The sequence below is a fragment of the Staphylococcus pseudoxylosus genome (assembly GCF_044794325.1).
Taxonomy (GTDB): Bacteria; Bacillota; Bacilli; order Staphylococcales; family Staphylococcaceae; genus Staphylococcus; species Staphylococcus pseudoxylosus.
This window is the reverse complement of the sequence record NZ_CP085024.1, coordinates 1,594,723-1,614,055: the sequence shown is the minus strand read 5'-3', so window position 1 is coordinate 1,614,055 and position 19,333 is coordinate 1,594,723. Positions and strand designations below refer to the sequence as shown.

16 protein-coding genes and 1 riboswitch are annotated in these 19,333 nt (G+C 32.0%); of the genes, 8 read left to right on the top strand and 8 right to left on the bottom strand.

Annotation, left to right across the window (positions count from 1 at the left end; genetic code table 11):
• Nucleotides 1–81 precede the first annotated feature (81 nt).
• The 3 genes from LG295_RS07770 (at nucleotide 82) to LG295_RS07760 (ending at nucleotide 3,754) form a co-directional block, all read left to right on the top strand.
• On the top strand, nucleotides 82–741 hold the full coding sequence (locus LG295_RS07770; RefSeq protein ID WP_107531827.1) for a type 1 glutamine amidotransferase domain-containing protein: 660 nt from the start codon (nucleotides 82–84) through the stop codon (nucleotides 739–741).
• Nucleotides 742–1,203: 462 nt separating this feature from the next.
• Nucleotides 1,204–2,466 (top strand): aminoacyltransferase, encoded by a 1,263-nt coding sequence (locus LG295_RS07765; RefSeq protein ID WP_107558857.1) that lies wholly within the window; start codon nucleotides 1,204–1,206, stop codon nucleotides 2,464–2,466.
• Between the two features lie 28 nt (nucleotides 2,467–2,494).
• On the top strand, nucleotides 2,495–3,754 hold the full coding sequence (locus tag LG295_RS07760; protein WP_107531962.1) for an aminoacyltransferase: 1,260 nt from the start codon (nucleotides 2,495–2,497) through the stop codon (nucleotides 3,752–3,754).
• A 554-nt stretch (nucleotides 3,755–4,308) separates the two neighbouring features.
• On the opposite strand, the gene LG295_RS07755 is transcribed toward LG295_RS07760, so the two are convergent.
• Nucleotides 4,309–4,404, bottom strand: coding sequence for a hypothetical protein (locus tag LG295_RS07755; RefSeq protein ID WP_325999083.1), 96 nt, complete (start codon nucleotides 4,402–4,404; stop codon nucleotides 4,309–4,311).
• Between the two features lie 1,036 nt (nucleotides 4,405–5,440).
• Here LG295_RS07755 and LG295_RS07750 point away from each other — a divergent pair.
• Entirely contained in the window at nucleotides 5,441–6,448 is a 1,008-nt protein-coding gene (locus tag LG295_RS07750) for a siderophore ABC transporter substrate-binding protein (RefSeq protein WP_404475609.1), read from the top strand.
• 75 nt (nucleotides 6,449–6,523) lie between these two features.
• Here the strand turns inward: LG295_RS07750 and LG295_RS07745 are convergent, their stop codons facing one another.
• Nucleotides 6,524–6,874, bottom strand: a complete 351-nt coding sequence (locus LG295_RS07745) for a hypothetical protein (protein ID WP_107530955.1) — start codon at nucleotides 6,872–6,874, stop codon at nucleotides 6,524–6,526.
• A gap of 244 nt (nucleotides 6,875–7,118) precedes the next feature.
• Here LG295_RS07745 and pepF point away from each other — a divergent pair, with 244 nt between their 5' ends.
• The gene (gene pepF, locus LG295_RS07740; RefSeq protein WP_404475607.1) at nucleotides 7,119–8,927 is read left to right on the top strand and encodes an oligoendopeptidase F; all 1,809 of its coding nucleotides are present in this window, start codon (nucleotides 7,119–7,121) and stop codon (nucleotides 8,925–8,927) included.
• A gap of 68 nt (nucleotides 8,928–8,995) precedes the next feature.
• Here the strand turns inward: pepF and phoU are convergent, their stop codons facing one another.
• From phoU to LG295_RS07710, 6 genes are all read right to left on the bottom strand, one after another.
• Nucleotides 8,996–9,646, bottom strand: coding sequence for a phosphate signaling complex protein PhoU (gene phoU, locus LG295_RS07735; protein ID WP_107530953.1), 651 nt, complete (start codon nucleotides 9,644–9,646; stop codon nucleotides 8,996–8,998).
• Nucleotides 9,647–9,653: 7 nt separating this feature from the next.
• Nucleotides 9,654–10,529, bottom strand: coding sequence for a phosphate ABC transporter ATP-binding protein PstB (gene pstB / locus LG295_RS07730; protein WP_318832888.1), 876 nt, complete (start codon nucleotides 10,527–10,529; stop codon nucleotides 9,654–9,656).
• A 105-nt stretch (nucleotides 10,530–10,634) separates the two neighbouring features.
• Nucleotides 10,635–11,549, bottom strand: coding sequence for a phosphate ABC transporter permease PstA (pstA, locus tag LG295_RS07725; RefSeq protein ID WP_318832887.1), 915 nt, complete (start codon nucleotides 11,547–11,549; stop codon nucleotides 10,635–10,637).
• 1 nt (nucleotide 11,550) lies between these two features.
• Nucleotides 11,551–12,480, bottom strand: coding sequence for a phosphate ABC transporter permease subunit PstC (gene pstC, locus LG295_RS07720; RefSeq protein ID WP_107530950.1), 930 nt, complete (start codon nucleotides 12,478–12,480; stop codon nucleotides 11,551–11,553).
• Nucleotides 12,481–12,612: 132 nt separating this feature from the next.
• Nucleotides 12,613–13,566 (bottom strand): PstS family phosphate ABC transporter substrate-binding protein, encoded by a 954-nt coding sequence (locus LG295_RS07715; protein ID WP_404475604.1) that lies wholly within the window; start codon nucleotides 13,564–13,566, stop codon nucleotides 12,613–12,615.
• Between the two features lie 393 nt (nucleotides 13,567–13,959).
• Nucleotides 13,960–14,859, bottom strand: a complete 900-nt coding sequence (locus LG295_RS07710; RefSeq protein ID WP_318832885.1) for a S1-like domain-containing RNA-binding protein — start codon at nucleotides 14,857–14,859, stop codon at nucleotides 13,960–13,962.
• Nucleotides 14,860–15,002: 143 nt separating this feature from the next.
• Between LG295_RS07710 and LG295_RS07705 the strand changes: the two genes are divergently transcribed.
• The 3 genes from LG295_RS07705 to LG295_RS07695 all read left to right on the top strand — a co-directional run bounded on the left by LG295_RS07705 (nucleotide 15,003) and on the right by LG295_RS07695 (nucleotide 19,291).
• A complete protein-coding gene (locus LG295_RS07705; RefSeq protein ID WP_107530947.1) occupies nucleotides 15,003–16,607 on the top strand; it encodes an ABC-F family ATP-binding cassette domain-containing protein in 1,605 nt (534 codons plus the stop codon).
• 191 nt (nucleotides 16,608–16,798) lie between these two features.
• Nucleotides 16,799–17,629 (top strand): aldo/keto reductase, encoded by an 831-nt coding sequence (locus tag LG295_RS07700; RefSeq protein ID WP_107530946.1) that lies wholly within the window; start codon nucleotides 16,799–16,801, stop codon nucleotides 17,627–17,629.
• Nucleotides 17,630–17,820: 191 nt separating this feature from the next.
• Nucleotides 17,821–17,999: riboswitch (Lysine riboswitch) on the top strand.
• Nucleotides 18,000–18,088: 89 nt separating this feature from the next.
• Nucleotides 18,089–19,291, top strand: coding sequence for an aspartate kinase (locus tag LG295_RS07695; RefSeq protein WP_107530945.1), 1,203 nt, complete (start codon nucleotides 18,089–18,091; stop codon nucleotides 19,289–19,291).
• Nucleotides 19,292–19,333 lie beyond the last annotated feature (42 nt).

Sequence of the window (19,333 nt, the reverse complement as noted above, 5' to 3'; positions counted from 1 at the left end):
ATAAGGGTAACAGATTATCAGAGGATTCTTGGTATATATTGTATCGATGATAATCCTTATTTTATAAAGAGGTGATATAAAATGAGTAAAAAAGTTTTATTCATACTAACAAGCAGAGATCAATATGATGATGGAACGCCAACAGGATTGTGGTTAGAAGAGGCGAGCGAACCTTATAATATATTAACAGAGGCAGACATTGCTGTAGATATAACTTCTATTGAAGGTGGTGCAGTTCCTTTAGATCCAAATTCAACACAAAACAACGAACTTGATAAATATGCAGAATTTGTAGCGAAAATTAAAGATGTGCCTAGTATTGCAGAAGTAGATGTAGCTCAGTACGACGCTGTGTATCTACCTGGTGGTCACGGCACAGTATTTGATTACGCACACAATCAACAATTATCATCTATATTAGCTGATTTTAAAGACGAAGATAAAATTATTTCATCTGTATGTCATGGTCCAAGTGCATTTGTTGGTGCCAAAGATAAACAAGGTAATTTCTTAGTTAACGGTGTTACGCTTACTTCATTTACAGATGAAGAAGAACGCGCAATGGGCTTAGAAAATAAAGTACCATTCTTAACTCAAACAGAATTAGAAAATCAAGGTGCTAAGTTCATAACTAAAGAAAACTTTAGCGAACACGTAGAATCAGATAGTCAATTTATCACTGGACAAAATCCACAATCAAGTGTTGCTATCGGTAAAGCGTTACGTGATGCATTAAAATAAACACAATGATAATTTATTAGTGATTTGTGCTAAATAAAAAAACTGGGAGACTTATTAAGTTTCCCAGTTTTTATTATATTTTAAGAAGTAGCCAAATATACAGTAATATTTGAATTTAATATAGTTGAAGAAGGGCGAAATCAAAACAGATAAATGTAAACATGATTGCCTATATTAAAAGTGTAATATAAAGGGAATATTGTTTTTTAAATATTATTATTAAGATACTTTTGGTCAATACATGAATATTAAAACACTTTTTAATAATTAAAATAATGCTGATGAAAGATTAAATATAAATACTTTGTTAGAATAGAAGTAATGATATAATTGTAAGACACAGCACGAATATAAAGCATTGTGGACAGGGTATTGATTTTGTTTTATGAATGAATATTGTATAATAATTAAGATTGAAGTTTAACTCGAAAAAGAATTATAGACAATTAGGAGTATATAAAAATGAAATTTACAAATTTAACTGCAAAAGAGTTTGGTGCATTTACAGATAAAATGCCAAATAGCCATTTCACACAAATGGTAGGGAATTATGAATTAAAAATTGCAGAAAGTACTGAAACGCATTTAGTAGGTATAAAAAACAATGAAAATGAAGTCATTGCAGCTTGTTTATTAACCGCGGTGCCAGTAATGAAGTTTTTCAAGTATTTTTACACTAATAGAGGTCCGGTTATAGATTTTGAAAATAAAGAATTAGTACATTACTTTTTCAATGAACTATCTAAATATGTAAAAAAACATAATGCGCTTTTTTTAAGAGTTGACCCTTATTTAGCATATCAATACCGTAATCATGATGGTGAGGTATTGGAGAATGCAGGACATGATTGGATTTTCGATAAAATGAAACAGCTTGGCTATAAACACCAAGGATTTTTAACTGGTTTCGATTCAATTATTCAAATTAGATTCCACTCTGTACTGGATTTAGTAGGTAAAACAGCTAAAGATGTATTAAATGGTATGGATAGTTTACGTAAACGTAATACTAAAAAAGTACAAAAAAATGGTGTGAAAGTAAGGTTCTTAGGAGAAGACGAGTTGCCAATTTTCCGCTCGTTCATGGAAGATACATCTGAAACTAAAGATTTTGACGATAGAGACGATGATTTTTACTATAATAGATTAAGGTATTACAAGGATCGCGTATTAGTGCCTTTGGCTTATATGGATTTCGATGAATATATTGAAGAATTGCAAGCCGAACGTGAGGTATTAAGCAAAGATATCAGTAAAGCAGTAAAAGATATCGAGAAAAGACCTGAAAATAAAAAAGCATATAACAAAAAAGATAATCTAGAGAAACAACTTATAGCGAATCAACAAAAAATAGATGAAGCTAAAGTTTTACAAGAAAAACATGGTAATGAATTACCAATTTCAGCAGCATATTTCATCATTAATCCTTATGAAGTTGTGTATTATGCAGGTGGGACGTCGAATGAGTTTAGACATTTTGCTGGTAGTTATGCCATTCAATGGAAGATGATTAACTATGCTATTGATCACAATATTGATAGATATAATTTTTATGGAATTAGTGGTCATTTTACAGAAGATGCAGAAGACGCAGGTGTAGTTAAATTTAAAAAAGGATTTAATGCGGATGTAGTGGAATATGTTGGTGACTTTATTAAACCAATCAATAAACCAATGTACAAAATTTATACGACATTAAAGAAAATAAAAGATAAAAAGAAATAAACATTTAATAGAAGGGAACTAAGCTAGAATGAAATTTACAGAGTTAACTGTCAAAGAATATGACAATTTTGTACAGAATCCAGCACTGGAGAGTCATTACTTTCAAGTGAAAGAAAATATTGCGACAAGAGAAGAAGATGGATTTCAAGTTGTTTTATTAGGCTTAAAAGATGACGACAATCAAGTTATTGCTGCTAGTCTTTTCTCTAAAATCCCTACAATGGGAAGCTATGTTTATTATTCAAATCGTGGACCAGTGATGGATTACAATGATTTAGGTTTAGTTGATTTTTATTTACGTGAATTAGATACGTATCTGCAACAACATAATTGCTTATATGTAAAAATGGATCCATATTGGATTTATCAAATTTACGATAAAGATATTAATCCTTTACCGAACCAAGATAAGAATGATGCATTAGTAAATTTATTCAAATCTCACAACTATACGCATCATGGTTTTACAACGGAATATGACACGTCAAGCCAAGTGAGATGGATGGGTGTATTGAATCTTGATGGTGAAACACCAGCTTCATTAAAAAAACAGTTCGATGGTCAACGTAAGCGAAACATAAATAAAGCAATTAATTACGGTGTTAAAGTAAGGTTATTACCAAGAGAAGAATTTGGTATATTCTTAGAACTTTATCGTGAAACGGAAGAACGTGCTGGTTTTGTTTCAAAAACAGATGAATATTTCTATAATTTTATTGATAATTATGGAGATAAAGCGTTAGTACCATTGGCATATATTGATTTAGATGAATATATCAATAATACACAAGAGGGTATTAATGAAAAAGAAGCACGTAGAGATCAAATGATGCAAAATGAAAACAAATCAGATAAGCAATTGAAAAAAATTGCCGAGTTAGATAAACAAATTGATCATGATAAAAAGGAATTGCTTCATGCAAGTGAATTAAGACAAACTGATGGGGCGATATTGAATCTAGCGGCAGGTGTTTACTTTGCAAATGCATATGAAGTAAATTATTTCTCAGGTGGCTCTTCAGAAAAATATAACCAATATATGGGACCTTATATGATGCATTGGTTCATGTTGAATTATTGTTTTGATCATGGATATGGACGTTATAATTTCTATGGACTATCTGGTGATTTCACTGAAAACAGTGAGGATTACGGAGTTTATCGCTTTAAACGTGGTTTTAATGTACAAATCGAAGAATTAATCGGTGACTTCTACAAACCAATCAAGAAATCGAAATACTGGTTGTTTAATACACTGAATAACTTAAGAAAAAAGGTTAGAAAATAATAAAAAAAGAAAGCATACTGATGTTGTTAAGCCCTAGTCAGTATGCTTTCTTTCGTTCTGAAGTTGGTTATATTAGGATGGCATTCCAATATAACAGTGAACTAAAGTGTGGAATAGTCTGAGAAGTTCGATTCTGGTTGTACTCCACGTAATTTAGTATAGCATAGGGTAAAACAATTTCAATACCCAAGCATAAAAATAATTTTATAGTAAAAACAATTATTATATTATAAAATTAGCATATAAAACACCCTAAAAGATTGAGTTTAGGGTGTTTTTGATTACAATTGCTTTTTTGCTATTCATAATAGTAGTTTGAATAAATAAAAAGTGATTAATGTAATGCATCTATCATATAGGTGATACCTACATGATAGAACAAAGCCCAAATAAATATTGCAATAATGAATGCTGCTATGAGCATATTAAATTATAATATAACCTGAATAAAATTTTCCTACATGCGTTACATTAAACGTATTAAAAGCTACATTAATAATAATCACTTATATAACGCGCTTTGTCGAACTTTGCTGTGCTGTTGTTTTGATTACTTATCGTATAAATACTTCTGAAAAACCATTAATTATAAATAAAAGACCAATAAACCAAGTTATAGCAAATAAGTTTTCTTCTGGAAAATTTATCATAAATACACTGATAACAAGAAATATTAAGTCGTTGATTTAACTGAAGTATTTAATGAATGAAGATTGCTGTATCAATGTCGAACTTAAACTTTTTACTAACTCATAAATCCCAAAAAATGAGAGGAAAAACCTTATTTTTAAGTAAACTATAATTATGTTATGTAACCCTATATAAGTAATAACAAAATCAAAACCATATGATAAGGATTGATGGTTCTAATAGTTATAATAGCACATATTAAAGCGAACAATTGCTTTTCTATTATTTATTTACTGGATTTTGACGCTGAGATTTTGATTTTTGAGCATCGAATAAGATGTCCGTGTATACTTATCGATTAATTGCAAATAAACAGCTATGTATTATTGGATATTATCCAGTGTGTTTTAAATGAATACGGTAAAATAATTGTATGTGTCTATGTATATGTGATCTTTTAAGTAAATGTGTAAACGGATGACGATAAGCAAGCTTAGGTTACGAATTATAGTATGTAAAATACGTGCAGGTTCGTTCATATATGTATCTAGCTAAGGTTTTTTAGATAATGCAATGATTATGTGTATATGTAACTATGCTTTAATACATAAAATAAATAATGTGATTTGAAGCAAATGCCTAATATTTAGATGATTAAAACTTTGAAATTCATTTTAGTTTACATAATATATATTATAGGAAGTTATATCTGTTTTGTTAATGTTTAAGTTCTTGACCCTATTTCACCATATATAGAGCTATTTGTTTTTTGCTGACTGCTAAGTGTTGTATTTTAGTACATCTTATTTGTTGTATATTAAAACGATATTGTTACTTTAATTATTAAACCGGCCGCATTTACTCAATTTATAAGTTCCGTATTTACTCAATATTAATGTTTAGTTCATTGCTTTATTTTATGTTATTTATACAATCGTAACGATTATTTAAAGTTTCTACAAATATCACACAATCAATAAGTCTTGCAAAAACTCTAATTGATAATGATTTTCAGTTAATATATAATTAACTTCTAGATTAAAGGAGGAATTGCATATGAATAAATTTATATTCTTTATGTTAACAGCTTTATGTGTTTTATTTTTAGGTGCTTGTAATCATGCTCACAGTGATAAAGAATCGAAACAAACAGTTAAAATTAAAACTTCTTATGAGTTCAAAGATAAGAATAAGGACCATAATAGAGGCGAAATGAAACATGAAACCGTTGAGGTTCCTATTAATCCTAAACGGGTTGTAGTGATGGATTATGGAGCGTTAGATGTATTACAACAATTAAAATTAGAAAACCATATAGTTGCTATTGCTAAGGGACAAGGAGCTTCATTTTTACCGGATAGATTAAAATCATTTAAGAATAGTAAATATAAAAACCTCGGAAATCCAGGTCAACCTAATTATGATGAGTTAGCAAAGTCTAAACCAGATGTTATTTTTGCTTCTTTCAGACAAGCGCATACTAAAACTTTGGAAGAAATGATGAAAGCTGCGCCAAATGCAAAAATTGTATTTATAAGTCCACAAAATGATAATTACATAGCTTCAATTAAGCAAAACACCGAAAATATTGGTATGATTTTTGAAAAGAAAAAAGAAGCAAAGAAATTAGTTACACAACTAGATGACAAAGTTGCTGAAACTAAACAACGAATTGGTGATGAATCAGTCTTGTTTTTAAATGTTGATGATAAAGGTTTAAAAACATATGGTTCTACAGGAAGGTTTGGAGGTTTCTTAAATAAAGATTTAGGTATTAAACACGCTGATAAACAAATGAAAGCTAATTCAAGTGGCATACTTATTTCTAATGAATACTTAAATGAAATTGATCCTGATAAATTATTTGTTATCGATAGAACTAAAAAAGCTAATGAACATAGTAAACCCATACCTCAAGCGTTACAAAATGATGTTATTAAAAATTCAAAAGCAATTAGAAATAATGATGTTACACTTTTTGAACCAAACAGTTGGTTTTTCGGTGAAGGTGGTATTGGTTTAACTATCGAACAACTGGAGCAAATACAAAAAGCTTATAAATAATCCCCCCACTGACCTATTTGGTGATAATGATAAAAGGAATTGTAACATAGATGCTACAATTCCTTTTATAAATATTTATCTTTTTTCTCTGTAATTTTCGATTTCGTCTTGTGTTATTCCTCCACGTTTACGAATCTCTTTTTTGGCTTTCTTCTCTCGACGTTTACGTCTCCAATTTCTCGTAGAATACCATACCAAAAAGCTAATAATTAAGCTTAGAACAGCCATGAAAGCTGCAAACCCTAGTAATGGTTCATATGTAATGTCTTGGAAATTAGGAATTAGAAACGCCGCTATTGCCAAAACTATAAATGTTAGAACAGCTGTCGCAAACCATTTATTTAATACAAGATTACAAAAAACAGTTACGACTATTACTGCAACAATTGAAATCCATAAAAAATTAGGCATATCAAAAATCGTCATCTATTGCACTCCTTATATTTTAAAACCTGATTTTAAGTGGTGTTTGTTTAATTGTACTATATTTTCATATGAACAGTCTCCGACTGTGGATGTATAATTTAATAATATCTGCGGATTCATGTGTAGTCAATCTATTTTATAATTGTTCCCTACTTTGAATTTCACTAAACTTACGGTTGTATTTCTTATGGTGCTTTCATGTATAATTAACTGTGAATACTAAATAAATTTTAGGAGTGATTCAATGACTGAAACATTACCATTCAGAAAAGAAGTTCCCATAGAAGAAACATGGAACGTTACAGATTTATTCAACTCAGACGATGAATTTTATCAAACTTTAACAGAGACTATTAAATCGGCTAAAGCATTAAATGCTCAATATGTTAACCAGTTGAATGATGTGCAGATAATTGAACAAGCTTTGGATGACTATTCTGAAATATTAATTCAATTAGACAAAATGGCGAATTACGCAGAATTACGTTTAAGTGTAGATACGGCCAACGAATTGTCACAGAAGCTAAGTGCAAAACTATCTACATCTTATGGCAAAATTGCAAGTGAGTTATCCTTTGTAGTCTCAGAGATTATAGCGTTATCCGAACAAGATTTAAATGAACTAATTAACGCGTCGAAATACCCCCATTTTCTTACTAAAGTTAAATCTAAAAAAGCATATGAATTATCACCAGAAGTTGAAAAAGTATTAGCAAGTTTATCCCCTACTTTTGAAAGCGCATATGAGTTATATGGCACTACTAAAATGTTGGACATAAACTTTGAATCTTTTGAACACAATAATCAAGCCTATCCTTTAGATTATGCAACATTTGAAAATGAATATGAAGATAATCCAGATGCAACGTTTAGAAAAACAAGCTTCAAATATTTCAGCGATGCATTACGTAAATACCAACATACTACTGCTGCTACATACAATATGCAAGTTCAGCAAGAGAAAATAGAAGCAGATTTAAGGGGTTATGATTCAGTTATTGATTATTTATTGCAAGATCAAGAAGTCACACGTGATATGTTTAATCGCCAAATTGATGTAATTATGAGTGATTTGGCTCCAATTATGCAAAAATATGCTAAGCTAATCAAACGCGTTCATGGCTTAGAAGTTATGGGATTCGAAGATTTGAAAGTGTCTATTGATCCGGATTATGAACCAGAAATTTCAATTGAAGCATCTAAGCAATATATTTATGGTGCTTTAGAAGTCTTAGGTGAAGATTACTTGAAAATGGTTGAATCAGCATACAATGATAGATGGATAGATTTTGCTCAAAATAAAGGTAAAGATACTGGTGCATACTGTGCAAGTCCTTACGCATCACATTCATATATCTTTATCTCTTGGACTGGTAAAATGACTGAAACGTTTGTTCTAGCACATGAGCTTGGTCATGCTGGTCATTTTACTTTGGCTCAGAATCACCAAAATTATTTAGAGTCAGAAGCTTCGATGTATTTTGTTGAAGCACCGTCGACAATGAATGAAATGCTAATGTCTCATTATCTGTTCAAAAATAGTGATAATGCTAAATTTAAGCGTTGGGTAATTGGTTCGATTGTTTCAAGAACTTACTATCATAATATGGTTACGCATTTATTAGAAGCAGCATATCAGCGTGAAGTTTATAATAAAGTGGATAATGGAGAATCGTTAACGGCTCCTGTACTCAATCAAATTATGTTAGATGTATATGGCCAATTCTTTGGTGATAGTGTTAAATTGACTGAAGGTACAGAATTGACATGGATGAGACAGCCACACTATTATATGGGATTATATTCCTATACGTATTCTGCTGGCTTAACAATTGGTACAGTTATGTCTCAACGCATTCAAAATGAAGGACAACCTGCAGTCGATGCTTGGTTAGAAACATTGAAAGCTGGTGGTAGTAAATCACCGGTAGCACTTGCAGATATCGCTAATATTGATATTCGTACAGATGCTCCTTTAAAATCAACAATTGGTTATATAGGCAGTCTAGTTGATGAATTAGAAAAACTTACAGATAAAATTGAGCAAGTGTAAAGCTTGTAGAATGATATAAAAGCTCAATAGTCGCAAGGTATTAAACTCCTGTGCGACTATTGAGCTTTTTATTTATTATAAGATTCGTAACGATCACCTGTGAGGAAAAAGTAAATATTTTCAGCGATATTTGTAATATGATCTCCTATACGCTCTAGATATCTTGCTGCTAAATGTGCTTGACCAGCCACAAAAGGATCATTATCTATTAAATAAGTCGTATTGACTATATTTCTATATAAATCGTCAATATCTACATCTCTTTCGATGATCTCTTTAATTAAAGTAATATCATTATCTCTTACAGCATCGTTTAAATCTTTTAACATTAAAAGTGCGAGTTTCCCCATTGTATTAAGTCTTGTGAGGACGTAATTATCGATGATCTTAGCTCTAAGTCTAATTTCAGCTATGTTAGCTGAGTTATCCCCAATACGTTCGAAGTCAGAAGCAATTTTCATTGCTGCCATCATTAAACGCAAATCACTGGCGATGGGTTGTTGTTTAGTTATAAGCATAATAACTTTTTCGTTAATTTCAGTTTCAATCGCATTGATATCTTTATCTTTGGCTATAGTTTGTCTAGCATAGTTACGATCTTCTTCACTTAATGACGTTAATGCGTATTCAATATTACGATATACATGAAGACCAAGTCGACGTAAATCTTTGATTAAATCGTCGAGTTGGCCTTCATATTTACGTCTAATAATCGCCATATTTAAATTATCCGAATCTACCAGAGATATAATCTTCTGTTTGTTTGTCAGAAGGATTTGAGAAGATCTTGTCTGTATCATCGTATTCATTTACATAGCCATTAAGGAAGAATGCGGTTTTATCAGAAACACGAGCTGCTTGTTGCATATTGTGTGTCACAATAATGATTGAATATTTCTCTTTTAATTCTTGAACAAGTTCTTCAACTTTTAATGTAGAAATAGGATCTAAAGCAGAAGTTGGTTCATCCATCAATATGACATCTGGTTCGATTGCTAATGTACGAGCGATACAAACACGTTGTTGCTGTCCGCCTGATAAACTATATGCGTTTGTATCTAAGCGATCTTTTAATTCATCCCATATTGCTGCGCCACGTAGCGATTTTTCTACAATTTCATCTAAAACTTTTTTATTTTTAATACCATGAATTTTAGGACCGTATGTGATATTATCATAAATTGATTTAGGGAATGGGTTTGGCTGTTGAAAGACCATACCTACATTTGTTCTTAATTTTTCAACAGAGTATTTATCATCAAAAATATTATTATCACGATATAAAATTTTTCCTGCAGTTTTAACAGATGGCACAAGTTCTACCATACGGTTTAATGCTTTGATATATGTTGATTTACCGCAACCAGAAGGCCCAATAATAGCAGTAACATTATTTTCTAAAATATCGAGGTTGATGTTTTTTAAAGCATGGTTTTCACCATACCATAAATCTAAGTTTTTAGTAGAATACACAATATTTTTTTGCGTATCAGGTATTTTATTTTCTGATGCATTTGGATCTATTGTTGCTATAGGTGTGTCATTACGATTCGTATGTGCTTGTAAATCATCATTTCTATCTTTAATTTGTTTGTTAGTCATAATTAATACTCCTTTTTTAAAGCTATGTACTACCATTTTCGAAAATGATAGTATATTCCCATTCACATAGCCTAGTTAGATTAAATCCTATGTTCGATTATTAGATTAATATTTTTTGCTGTATTTATTTCTTAAGAATATTGCAATAGCGTTCATCAATAATAAGATGACTAATAATACGATTATTCCTGCTGAAGCCACGTTTTGGAATTCTGCCTGAGGCAATTTAGCCCAGTTGTAGATTGCCATTGGTAAGGCTTGGAATTGATCGAATACGCTTGATGGTAATTGTAACAATACAGTTGGTATACCAATAAGTATTAATGGTGCAGTTTCACCTAATGCTCTAGATAGAGCAAGGATAAAGCCTGTTAATATACCTGGTATTGCTGCTGGTAGTACAATGCGACGAATCGTTTGCCATTTATTACCACCTAGACCGTATGAAGCTTCCCTAATTGAATTAGGTACTGCTCTTATAGCTTCTTGGCTAGCTACAATAATTACAGGTAGAATTAATAACGACATTGTCAGCGCAGCGGCTAAGATAGAATTACCTAGCGCTAAAGCTTCTATGCCCATCCCTCGAACAAAAATAGTTAAACCTAGTAAACCGAATACCACTGATGGAACACCAGCTAAGTTTGAAATACTAACTTTAATAAAATTTGTGAATGCATTATCTTTAGCATATTCTTCTAAATAAATTGCAGTTCCGACACCTAAAATAATAGAAATTGGGATGATTGTAATCATCAACCACACTGTTCCGATTAACGCACCTTTTATACCTGCCATCGATGGTGTTGAAGATGAGAAATTTGTGAAAAATGATGGTGTCAGATGTCCTACGCCTTTAAAAAGTGTATCTATGATTAATGCTGCTAAGACAAGTAAACCGATCATCGTACAAGCAAAAAATGCCCATTTATTAATTTTATTAACGGATAAGCGTCCAGAGAGCTTTTTCTCAACGGTGTTATGATCGACAAGTACTTTGCTATTGTTTGTTTCAGCCATATTAATACTCCTCTCTGAAACGTTTTGTGATCCAATGTGATAATAAATTCATGATTAAAGTGAAAATAAATAACGTGAAACCTACAGCGTATATACTGTAATAAATATCTGATCCAAATGTAGCGTCCCCTGTAGCTACTTGTACGATATAACCAGTCATTGTTTGAATAGAACCAGTTAAATCCAATGAAGCTGTTGGTGTACTACCGGCTGCAAGAGATACAATCATTGTTTCACCTATAGCACGTGATATAGATAAAACGATTGATGCCATGATACCAGATGTAGCTGCTGGTAATACTACTTTAGTTGCGACTTCGAATTTTGTTGCGCCGAGACCTAAAGCACCTTCACGCATTTTGTTAGGAACAGAAGACATTGCATCTTCGCTCATGCTTGAGATTAACGGTATAATCATGACCCCTACGACTAATCCTGGACTGATAGAGTTGAAACTACCTAATTCCGGGAATATAGAACGTAATAACGGTGTAACAAAAGTTAAGGCAAAGAAACCAAATACGATTGTCGGAATACCGGAAAGTATCTCTAATATTGGTTTAATAATGCTTCTCGCTCTATTTGAAGCATATTCACTTAAATATAATGCTGCACCTAAACCAAGTGGTACTGCAACAATGGTAGCAATGGCTGTAATTTTTAATGTTCCTAATATTAAAGCCCAAATACCATATTTAGGTGTTGATGAAAATGGATTCCATTCCAATGTAAGGAAAAAGTCTGCTAATGAAACGCGTGTGAAAAATGTAATTGTTTCTGTTAATAGTGTTACGATAATGCCAATTGTCGCTAAAATAGAAAAAACTGCAATAATGCCTAAAATGATTGGTGCAATTTTATCACTCGTACCATTCTTTTTAGCATTATTTCTTGCTATCATTTCACTTACGGAGAGGTTATTATTCGCCATGTGAATTCCTTCCTTCTTGTAAACTCCCAATTATTTAAAAAAGTTGGGACTGGAAGTGTGATGACAAAGTAGTGTACAAAGTTTACTTTGCGTTCATTCCAGAATCCCAACCCTTATCGATCTAATTAAAAATTATTTTTCTTCTTTTTTGCTGTCTTTGCTTTCTTTCCCAATAATATCTTTTAATTTATCTTGTTGTTCTTTGTAATCTTTTTCAGGTAATGCTACGAAACCTGCATCTTCAGCTGATTTACCTTTGTCTTCAAGTACAAATTTCATAAAGTCTTGGAATCCTTCATTATCTTTTAATTTTTTCTCATTTGCGTAAATGTACAATGGTCTACTTAAAGCATAAGAACCATCTTGTATTGTTTTCTTAGTTGGTTCGGTAGTTTTACCTTCATCATCTTTAACTTTAACTTCTTTTAATTTATCTTTGTTTTGTTCATAGAAGTTGTAACCAAAGTAACCAACACCATTTTCATTGTTTTGTACTGATTGAACTATTACGTTTGTATCAGCGTTTTTCTCAGCTTTGATATCCCCTTTATCCATCACTTCTTCAGTAAAGAAGTCGTAAGTACCATGTGATTGGTCAGGTGAGAAAGCTTTGATTTCTTTTGATGGCCATTCTGAATTAACATCTTTCCAAGTTTTTGCTTCACCTGAGTAGATTTTCTTAAGTTGTTCTTTTGTAAGTTCATCAACGAAATCATTATCTTTGTTTACAGTAATCGTTACACCATCTTGAGCAATTTTGAATTCATCATATTTAATCCCTTTATCATCTAGTTTTTTCTTTTCTTCATCTTTGATTGGTCTAGAAGCGTTTGAAAAATCAGTATTCCCTGCTATGAATTTCTCAAAGCCGCCACCTGTACCTGAAGTACCAGAAGAAACTGTTACATCTGAATTATCTTTAGCAAATTTTTCATTTAGTTTTTCAATGATTGGACCTACTGTAGAAGAGCCATCGCCCTTAACTTCTCCTTCGCCTTTACCTGAGTTTGCGTTACCGCCACCACAAGCACCTAATAAAAGTGAAGCGCCGATTGCTGTAGTACCAAATAATTGCCATTTTTTCATTGAAACATCCTCCTAATAAGTGAATAACCCAAAAGTTATATGTATTTATTACAGTTCCTATACTACACACTGTTTATTAAATAGAAATATAGTTAGTGTAAATGTTTCGTTAAGAAAACATTTTTATCATTTACAATGTTTATATTTGTCATATGATAATGTGTATTAGTACTATAAATGCTTTGGTAGCAGCGTTTTTAGTGTAAGTGATATATTACAAAATTTTAGGGTTTGTAATATAAACGCTAAAAAAACCTGAAAATAACTACTTTACCGTAGTATTTTCAGGTTACAAGGTGTACTTCTATAAAGAATAATTTGATTCAATCATATTATTGGTTTTGTATTATCAAGGTAATGGTTGAATATAGTTTTTACATTTAACTTCGTGGACTATTTTTCTGCTCGGTCCCAGCCCTTTTGAGTTAAAGCTATTTTACCACTTTCAATGTTAATAATTTTGTTTTTGTAAAGATGACCAATGGCTCTTTTAAATGATCCTTTGCTCATGTTAAAGATTTCTTTAATGGCTTCAGGACTTGATTTATCTGAAAATGGTAATTCGCCATTATATTCTACAAGTAAATCAAAAATGTGTTGCCCATCATCATCTAATCTTTCGTGAGCTAATGGTAAAAATGACCCGTTTAATTCACCTTTATCATTTTGGCCAATAATGCGCACTTTTACATTTTCACCCAGACGTGGTTCTGCTTTACGTTCAGATTCATGAACAAATATTTTATATCCATCTTTAGATAGTAAGAAACTACCAATTCTTAATAGACGATATGGTCTAGCTTCGATAACTTGATTTTGCTTTTCATTTTCAAATGAAGGGGTGTACATTTGTTCGACAATAGTTTCAGTCGCTAAACGCGCAAACATATTGTTGTCTCTGTCCACACGTAAAGTAACAAATAACTCATCACCTTGTATTGGCCATACTTCTTTTACTTTTGGTAAATCTACCCAAGGAATTAATACTTCTCTTGGTAAACCGACATCTACATGCGCACCATCGCGGTCAGTTTTGATCACTTTAACAAAAGCATACTTATCTGTTGTGATATCAGGCATATTTTGTGTGGCAAATAATGCTCCTGATCTGTTTGGATAGATGAAGAAACTATATTCTTCTCCTATTTGTAATTCATCTTCTTCGTTAATTTCAGATTGGTTTAGTTTTACGTCTTCGCCATTTGGTCCTTTTAATTGGTATGTTGAGCCTTCTATGCCAACAACTTCAAGAAATTCTATTGAACCTACTATATCTTTTTCATCTTGGGCCATACTTTTCTCCTTCGTACATAAATTTATTCTTTTTTATTATAACATGCTATAAGGAAACAAGCATCAGTATAGCGAGAATGGTCGAAAGTACAAACTAAGTGTGTTATAATTTGTCCGGTAGATTAACGAAAAGGAGTAAATGCATGTTACAAGTTACTGATGTAAGTTTACGATTTGGCGATCGTAAATTATTCGAAGATGTAAATATTAAATTTACAGATGGCAATTGCTATGGTTTGATTGGGGCAAATGGAGCTGGTAAGTCAACATTCTTGAAGATTTTATCCGGCGAATTAGACGCTCAAACTGGCCATGTTTCAATGGGTAAAAATGAACGTTTAGCAGTATTGAAACAAGATCACTTCGCCTATGAAGATGAGCGTGTTTTAGACGTTGTTATTAAAGGTCACGAACGTTTATATGAAGTAATGAAAGAAAAAGATGAAATTTATATGAAACCAGATTTCAGTGATGAAGACGGTATAAGAGCTGCTGAACTTGAAGGTGAATTCGCAGAAATGGATGGTTGGAATGCAGAAGCAGATGCTGGTTCCCTACTTTCTGGTCTTGGCATTAAAGCTGACTTGCAAGACAAAACGATGTCAGAATTAGAAAACAACCAAAAAGTTAAAGTGTTATTAGCGCAAAGTCTCTTTGGTCAGCCAGATGTACTATTACTAGATGAGCCGACCAATGGACTAGATATTCCAGCTATAAGTTGGTTAGAAGATTTCCTTATCAATTTTGATAACACTGTTATTGTTGTATCACATGATAGACACTTTTTAAATAATGTGTGTACTCATATTGCTGATTTAGATTATGGCAAGATTAAAGTTTATGTAGGTAACTATGATTTTTGGTATCAGTCAAGTGAATTAGCTATGAAAATGGCTCAAGATCAAAATAAGAAAAAAGAAGAAAAAATTAAAGAGTTACAAGAATTTGTTGCGCGTTTCTCTGCAAACGCATCTAAATCTAAACAAGCTACAAGTCGTAAAAAGCAATTAGAGAAAATTGAACTCGATGATATTCAACCTTCTTCGCGCCGTTATCCATTTGTAAAATTCACACCAGAACGTGAAATTGGTAACGACTTATTATTTGTAGAAAATCTATCAAAATCAATTGATGGTGTTAAAGTTCTTGATAACATTTCATTTACAATGGATCCAAATGATAAAGCTGTACTAATTGGAGATAGTGAATTTGCTAAATCAACATTACTGAAAATACTAGCTGGAGAAATGGAGCCTGATGAAGGTACAGTAAGATGGGGTGTTACTACATCTCGCAGCTACTTCCCTAAAGATAACTCAGAATTCTTTGAAGGTGTGGACATGAATCTTGTCGATTGGTTACGTCAATACGCACCTGAGGATGAACAAACTGAAACGTTCTTACGTGGTTTCTTAGGTCGTATGTTATTTAGTGGTGAAGAAGTTAAGAAAAAAGCAAGTGTATTATCAGGTGGAGAAAAAGTGCGTTGTATGCTAAGTAAAATGATGTTATCTAGCGCAAACGTATTATTACTTGATGAGCCTACAAACCACTTAGACTTAGAAAGTATCACTGCTGTAAATGATGGCTTGAAGAACTTTAAGGGTTCTCTTATTTTCACTTCATATGACTTTGAATTTATCAATACAATCGCAAATCGTGTAATCGACTTAAATCCAGCTGGAGCTGTATCTAAAGAGATATCATACCAAGCTTATTTAGAAGAAACTGGTGTATTAACGAAATAAATAATGATTGTTAATTAATAATTAAAAATATGAAAATATATTTGTCTGCCGGGTTATAATTATAATCTGGCAGACTTTTTATTACTCCCCTTTTGATAATTGTAAAACAAATGTTGTAAGGGCCAATTACTTTGAAATGCTTTTCAAGCATTATATAATTATTATAAGTTTAAGCTAGGAGGAATTTGAAAATGCAAAATTTAGATATGATTGACGGCAAGATAATACCTCAAATAGGGTTTGGTACATATAAGTTAAATGGTGTATCAGGGATGCATGCGATTGTAAGTGCGTTAAATCAAGGTTATCGTTTATTAGATACTGCATACAATTATGAGAATGAAGGCACCGTTGGTAAAGCGATTGAACAGAGTCATGTTTCAAGAGACCAAATTATTGTAACTTCTAAACTTCCTGGACGTTACCAAGACTACAATGCAGCATTGATTGCTATTCAAGAATCGATTTATCGTCTGAATGTGGAATATATCGATTTATACTTAATACATTGGCCAAACCCAAGACACGGTAAATTTGTTGAGGCTTGGCAAGCGATGATTGATGCTCGCAATGCTGGATTAATTAAATCTATTGGTGTGTGTAATTTCTTGCCTGAGCATATTGAAACGTTAGAACAAGAAACAGGAGTCCTGCCTTCGGTTAACCAAATAGAATTACATCCTTATTTTAATCAACAAGATATGATTAGATATCATAATGAAAAAGGAATTATTACGCAAGCTTGGAGCCCTCTTGGTCGCGCTTCAGAAGTTATAAATGATAAGGATATTGAAGTGATAGCAGAAAAATATGATAAAACCATTCCTCAAATTATTTTGAGATGGCATATTCAAAATGGTGTAGTACCTATTCCAAAAGCAACTTCTATTGCTAGACAAATTCAAAATAAAGAGGTTTTTGATTTCACTTTAGAGCATGATGATATCGAAAAAATAAATGCGTTAACTCAAAAAGACGGCAGATTAAAAGGACAAGATCCGGCAGTATATGAAGAATTTTAATCTACTGTAACGCCCATTATTATAATTTGAAAATGTGAATGCGAATTGATTTGCAACACTTTTTACACATAAGTTGCAAAAAGGAGTTATAAAGTGTTGGATTTTTCAGTAAATTAAAAAAACTTGGTAAAAGCGGTTTACAGTATATGCAAGCCTATGTATAATGTGTATCATAAACAAAAAATTAAATATGGTTTTGATGAGGCGCATCAATCATTAGTAATTATTAGAAGAACCTGCCTGCTAGCAGCTAATTTTGAAAGGGTGAGATGCCGAAACAGTTATAATAGCAGCTTATAACACGTTGGACTTTATGGTTAAGAGCTAAGAGTCTGTCATTATTTTAAAATAATGGAGTGCATCACTTGTATATATATTATAGAACAGGTTCGCATTCCGAACTTGTTCTTTTTTTATAATACTGTGATTCTCCCCTATTCGTTGAGGAGGATATAGAAATTGGAAAGAAGTGTTTTGAAATTTGGAGGTTCTTCAGTAAGTGATTTTACTAAAATAAAAAATATTGCCGAAATGCTTAGGTTAAGAGTTGAACAAGGTGAACAATTAATTGTGGTTGTAAGTGCTATGGGTAAAACAACAGATGAATTAATGGCTAACGTTTCTACTTTAACTAGTAGTCCTAAAGATCAGGAACTTGCCCTCTTACTTACCACAGGAGAACAACAAACAGTTTCTTATTTATCGATGGTTTTAAATGATATTGGTATTAATGCCAAAGCCATGACTGGTTATCAAGCAGGTATTAAAACTGTTGGACATCATTTGAAGAGCCGTATAGCAGAAATTGATCCTGATACATTCGAGCAAGCTTTTACCGAAAATGACATTTTAGTCATAGCAGGTTTTCAAGGTATTAATGATAACTTTGAAGTAACTACATTAGGTCGTGGTGGATCAGATACTACAGCAGTCGCATTAGCAGCAAGTAATAACATAGCTTGCGAAATATATACAGATGTTGATGGTGTTTATGCTACAGATCCAAGACTTTATAAGGATGCTAAACGTTTGGACTATGTCTCTTATGAAGAAATGATGGAGATGAGTGCTTTAGGTGCAGGTGTGCTTGAAACAAGAAGTGTAGAATTGGCAAACAATTACAGTATTCCACTATACTTAGGAAGAACTTTATCAAATGTGAAAGGAACATGGATTATGCCCCAAACTGAAATATTAGAAAGAAAAGCCGTTACAGGTGTTGCGTTAGATACGCATATGATGCACGTTACAATTAGTTATCCTCTACCCGATAACAAATTATTAACTGCATTATTCAACCATTTAGAAGATGGTTCTGTTAATGTTGATATGATATCGCAAATCGTTAATTTGGAAGGATTACAAATGTCATTTACGATTAAAGATACAGATGTCATACAAATTTCAACGATTTTAGAGTCTTTAAAAGAATCATTTAGTGCGTTAGACTTTAAGATAAATGAAGATTACGTTAAACTCTCTCTAATTGGTTCTGGCATGAGAGACATGTCGGGCGTAGCTTCAAAAGCATTCAAAACATTGATTGAAAATGATATTTCATTTTATCAAACAACAACTTCAGAAATTAGTATTTCATGTGTTATTGATGCTATGAATGGTGAACGTGCTGTTCAAACCCTTTATCAAGCTTTTGATATCTGAATTTTCAAAATTATAGTACTATTAAAAAAATAACATTGGAGT

What these genes read in the sequence shown, in the direction of transcription:
- LG295_RS07770 (WP_107531827.1), top strand. Translation starts at nt 82, where the DNA reads ATGAGTAAAAAAGTTTTATTCATACTAACAAGCAGAGATCAATATGAT.
- LG295_RS07765 (WP_107558857.1), top strand. Translation starts at nt 1,204, where the DNA reads ATGAAATTTACAAATTTAACTGCAAAAGAGTTTGGTGCATTTACAGAT.
- LG295_RS07760 (WP_107531962.1), top strand. Translation starts at nt 2,495, where the DNA reads ATGAAATTTACAGAGTTAACTGTCAAAGAATATGACAATTTTGTACAG.
- LG295_RS07755 (WP_325999083.1), bottom strand. Translation starts at nt 4,404, where the DNA reads ATGATAAATTTTCCAGAAGAAAACTTATTTGCTATAACTTGGTTTATT.
- LG295_RS07750 (WP_404475609.1), top strand. Translation starts at nt 5,441, where the DNA reads ATGAATAAATTTATATTCTTTATGTTAACAGCTTTATGTGTTTTATTT.
- LG295_RS07745 (WP_107530955.1), bottom strand. Translation starts at nt 6,874, where the DNA reads ATGACGATTTTTGATATGCCTAATTTTTTATGGATTTCAATTGTTGCA.
- pepF (WP_404475607.1), top strand. Translation starts at nt 7,119, where the DNA reads ATGACTGAAACATTACCATTCAGAAAAGAAGTTCCCATAGAAGAAACA.
- phoU (WP_107530953.1), bottom strand. Translation starts at nt 9,646, where the DNA reads ATGGCGATTATTAGACGTAAATATGAAGGCCAACTCGACGATTTAATC.
- pstB (WP_318832888.1), bottom strand. Translation starts at nt 10,529, where the DNA reads ATGACTAACAAACAAATTAAAGATAGAAATGATGATTTACAAGCACAT.
- pstA (WP_318832887.1), bottom strand. Translation starts at nt 11,549, where the DNA reads ATGGCTGAAACAAACAATAGCAAAGTACTTGTCGATCATAACACCGTT.
- pstC (WP_107530950.1), bottom strand. Translation starts at nt 12,480, where the DNA reads ATGGCGAATAATAACCTCTCCGTAAGTGAAATGATAGCAAGAAATAAT.
- LG295_RS07715 (WP_404475604.1), bottom strand. Translation starts at nt 13,566, where the DNA reads ATGAAAAAATGGCAATTATTTGGTACTACAGCAATCGGCGCTTCACTT.
- LG295_RS07710 (WP_318832885.1), bottom strand. Translation starts at nt 14,859, where the DNA reads ATGGCCCAAGATGAAAAAGATATAGTAGGTTCAATAGAATTTCTTGAA.
- LG295_RS07705 (WP_107530947.1), top strand. Translation starts at nt 15,003, where the DNA reads ATGTTACAAGTTACTGATGTAAGTTTACGATTTGGCGATCGTAAATTA.
- LG295_RS07700 (WP_107530946.1), top strand. Translation starts at nt 16,799, where the DNA reads ATGCAAAATTTAGATATGATTGACGGCAAGATAATACCTCAAATAGGG.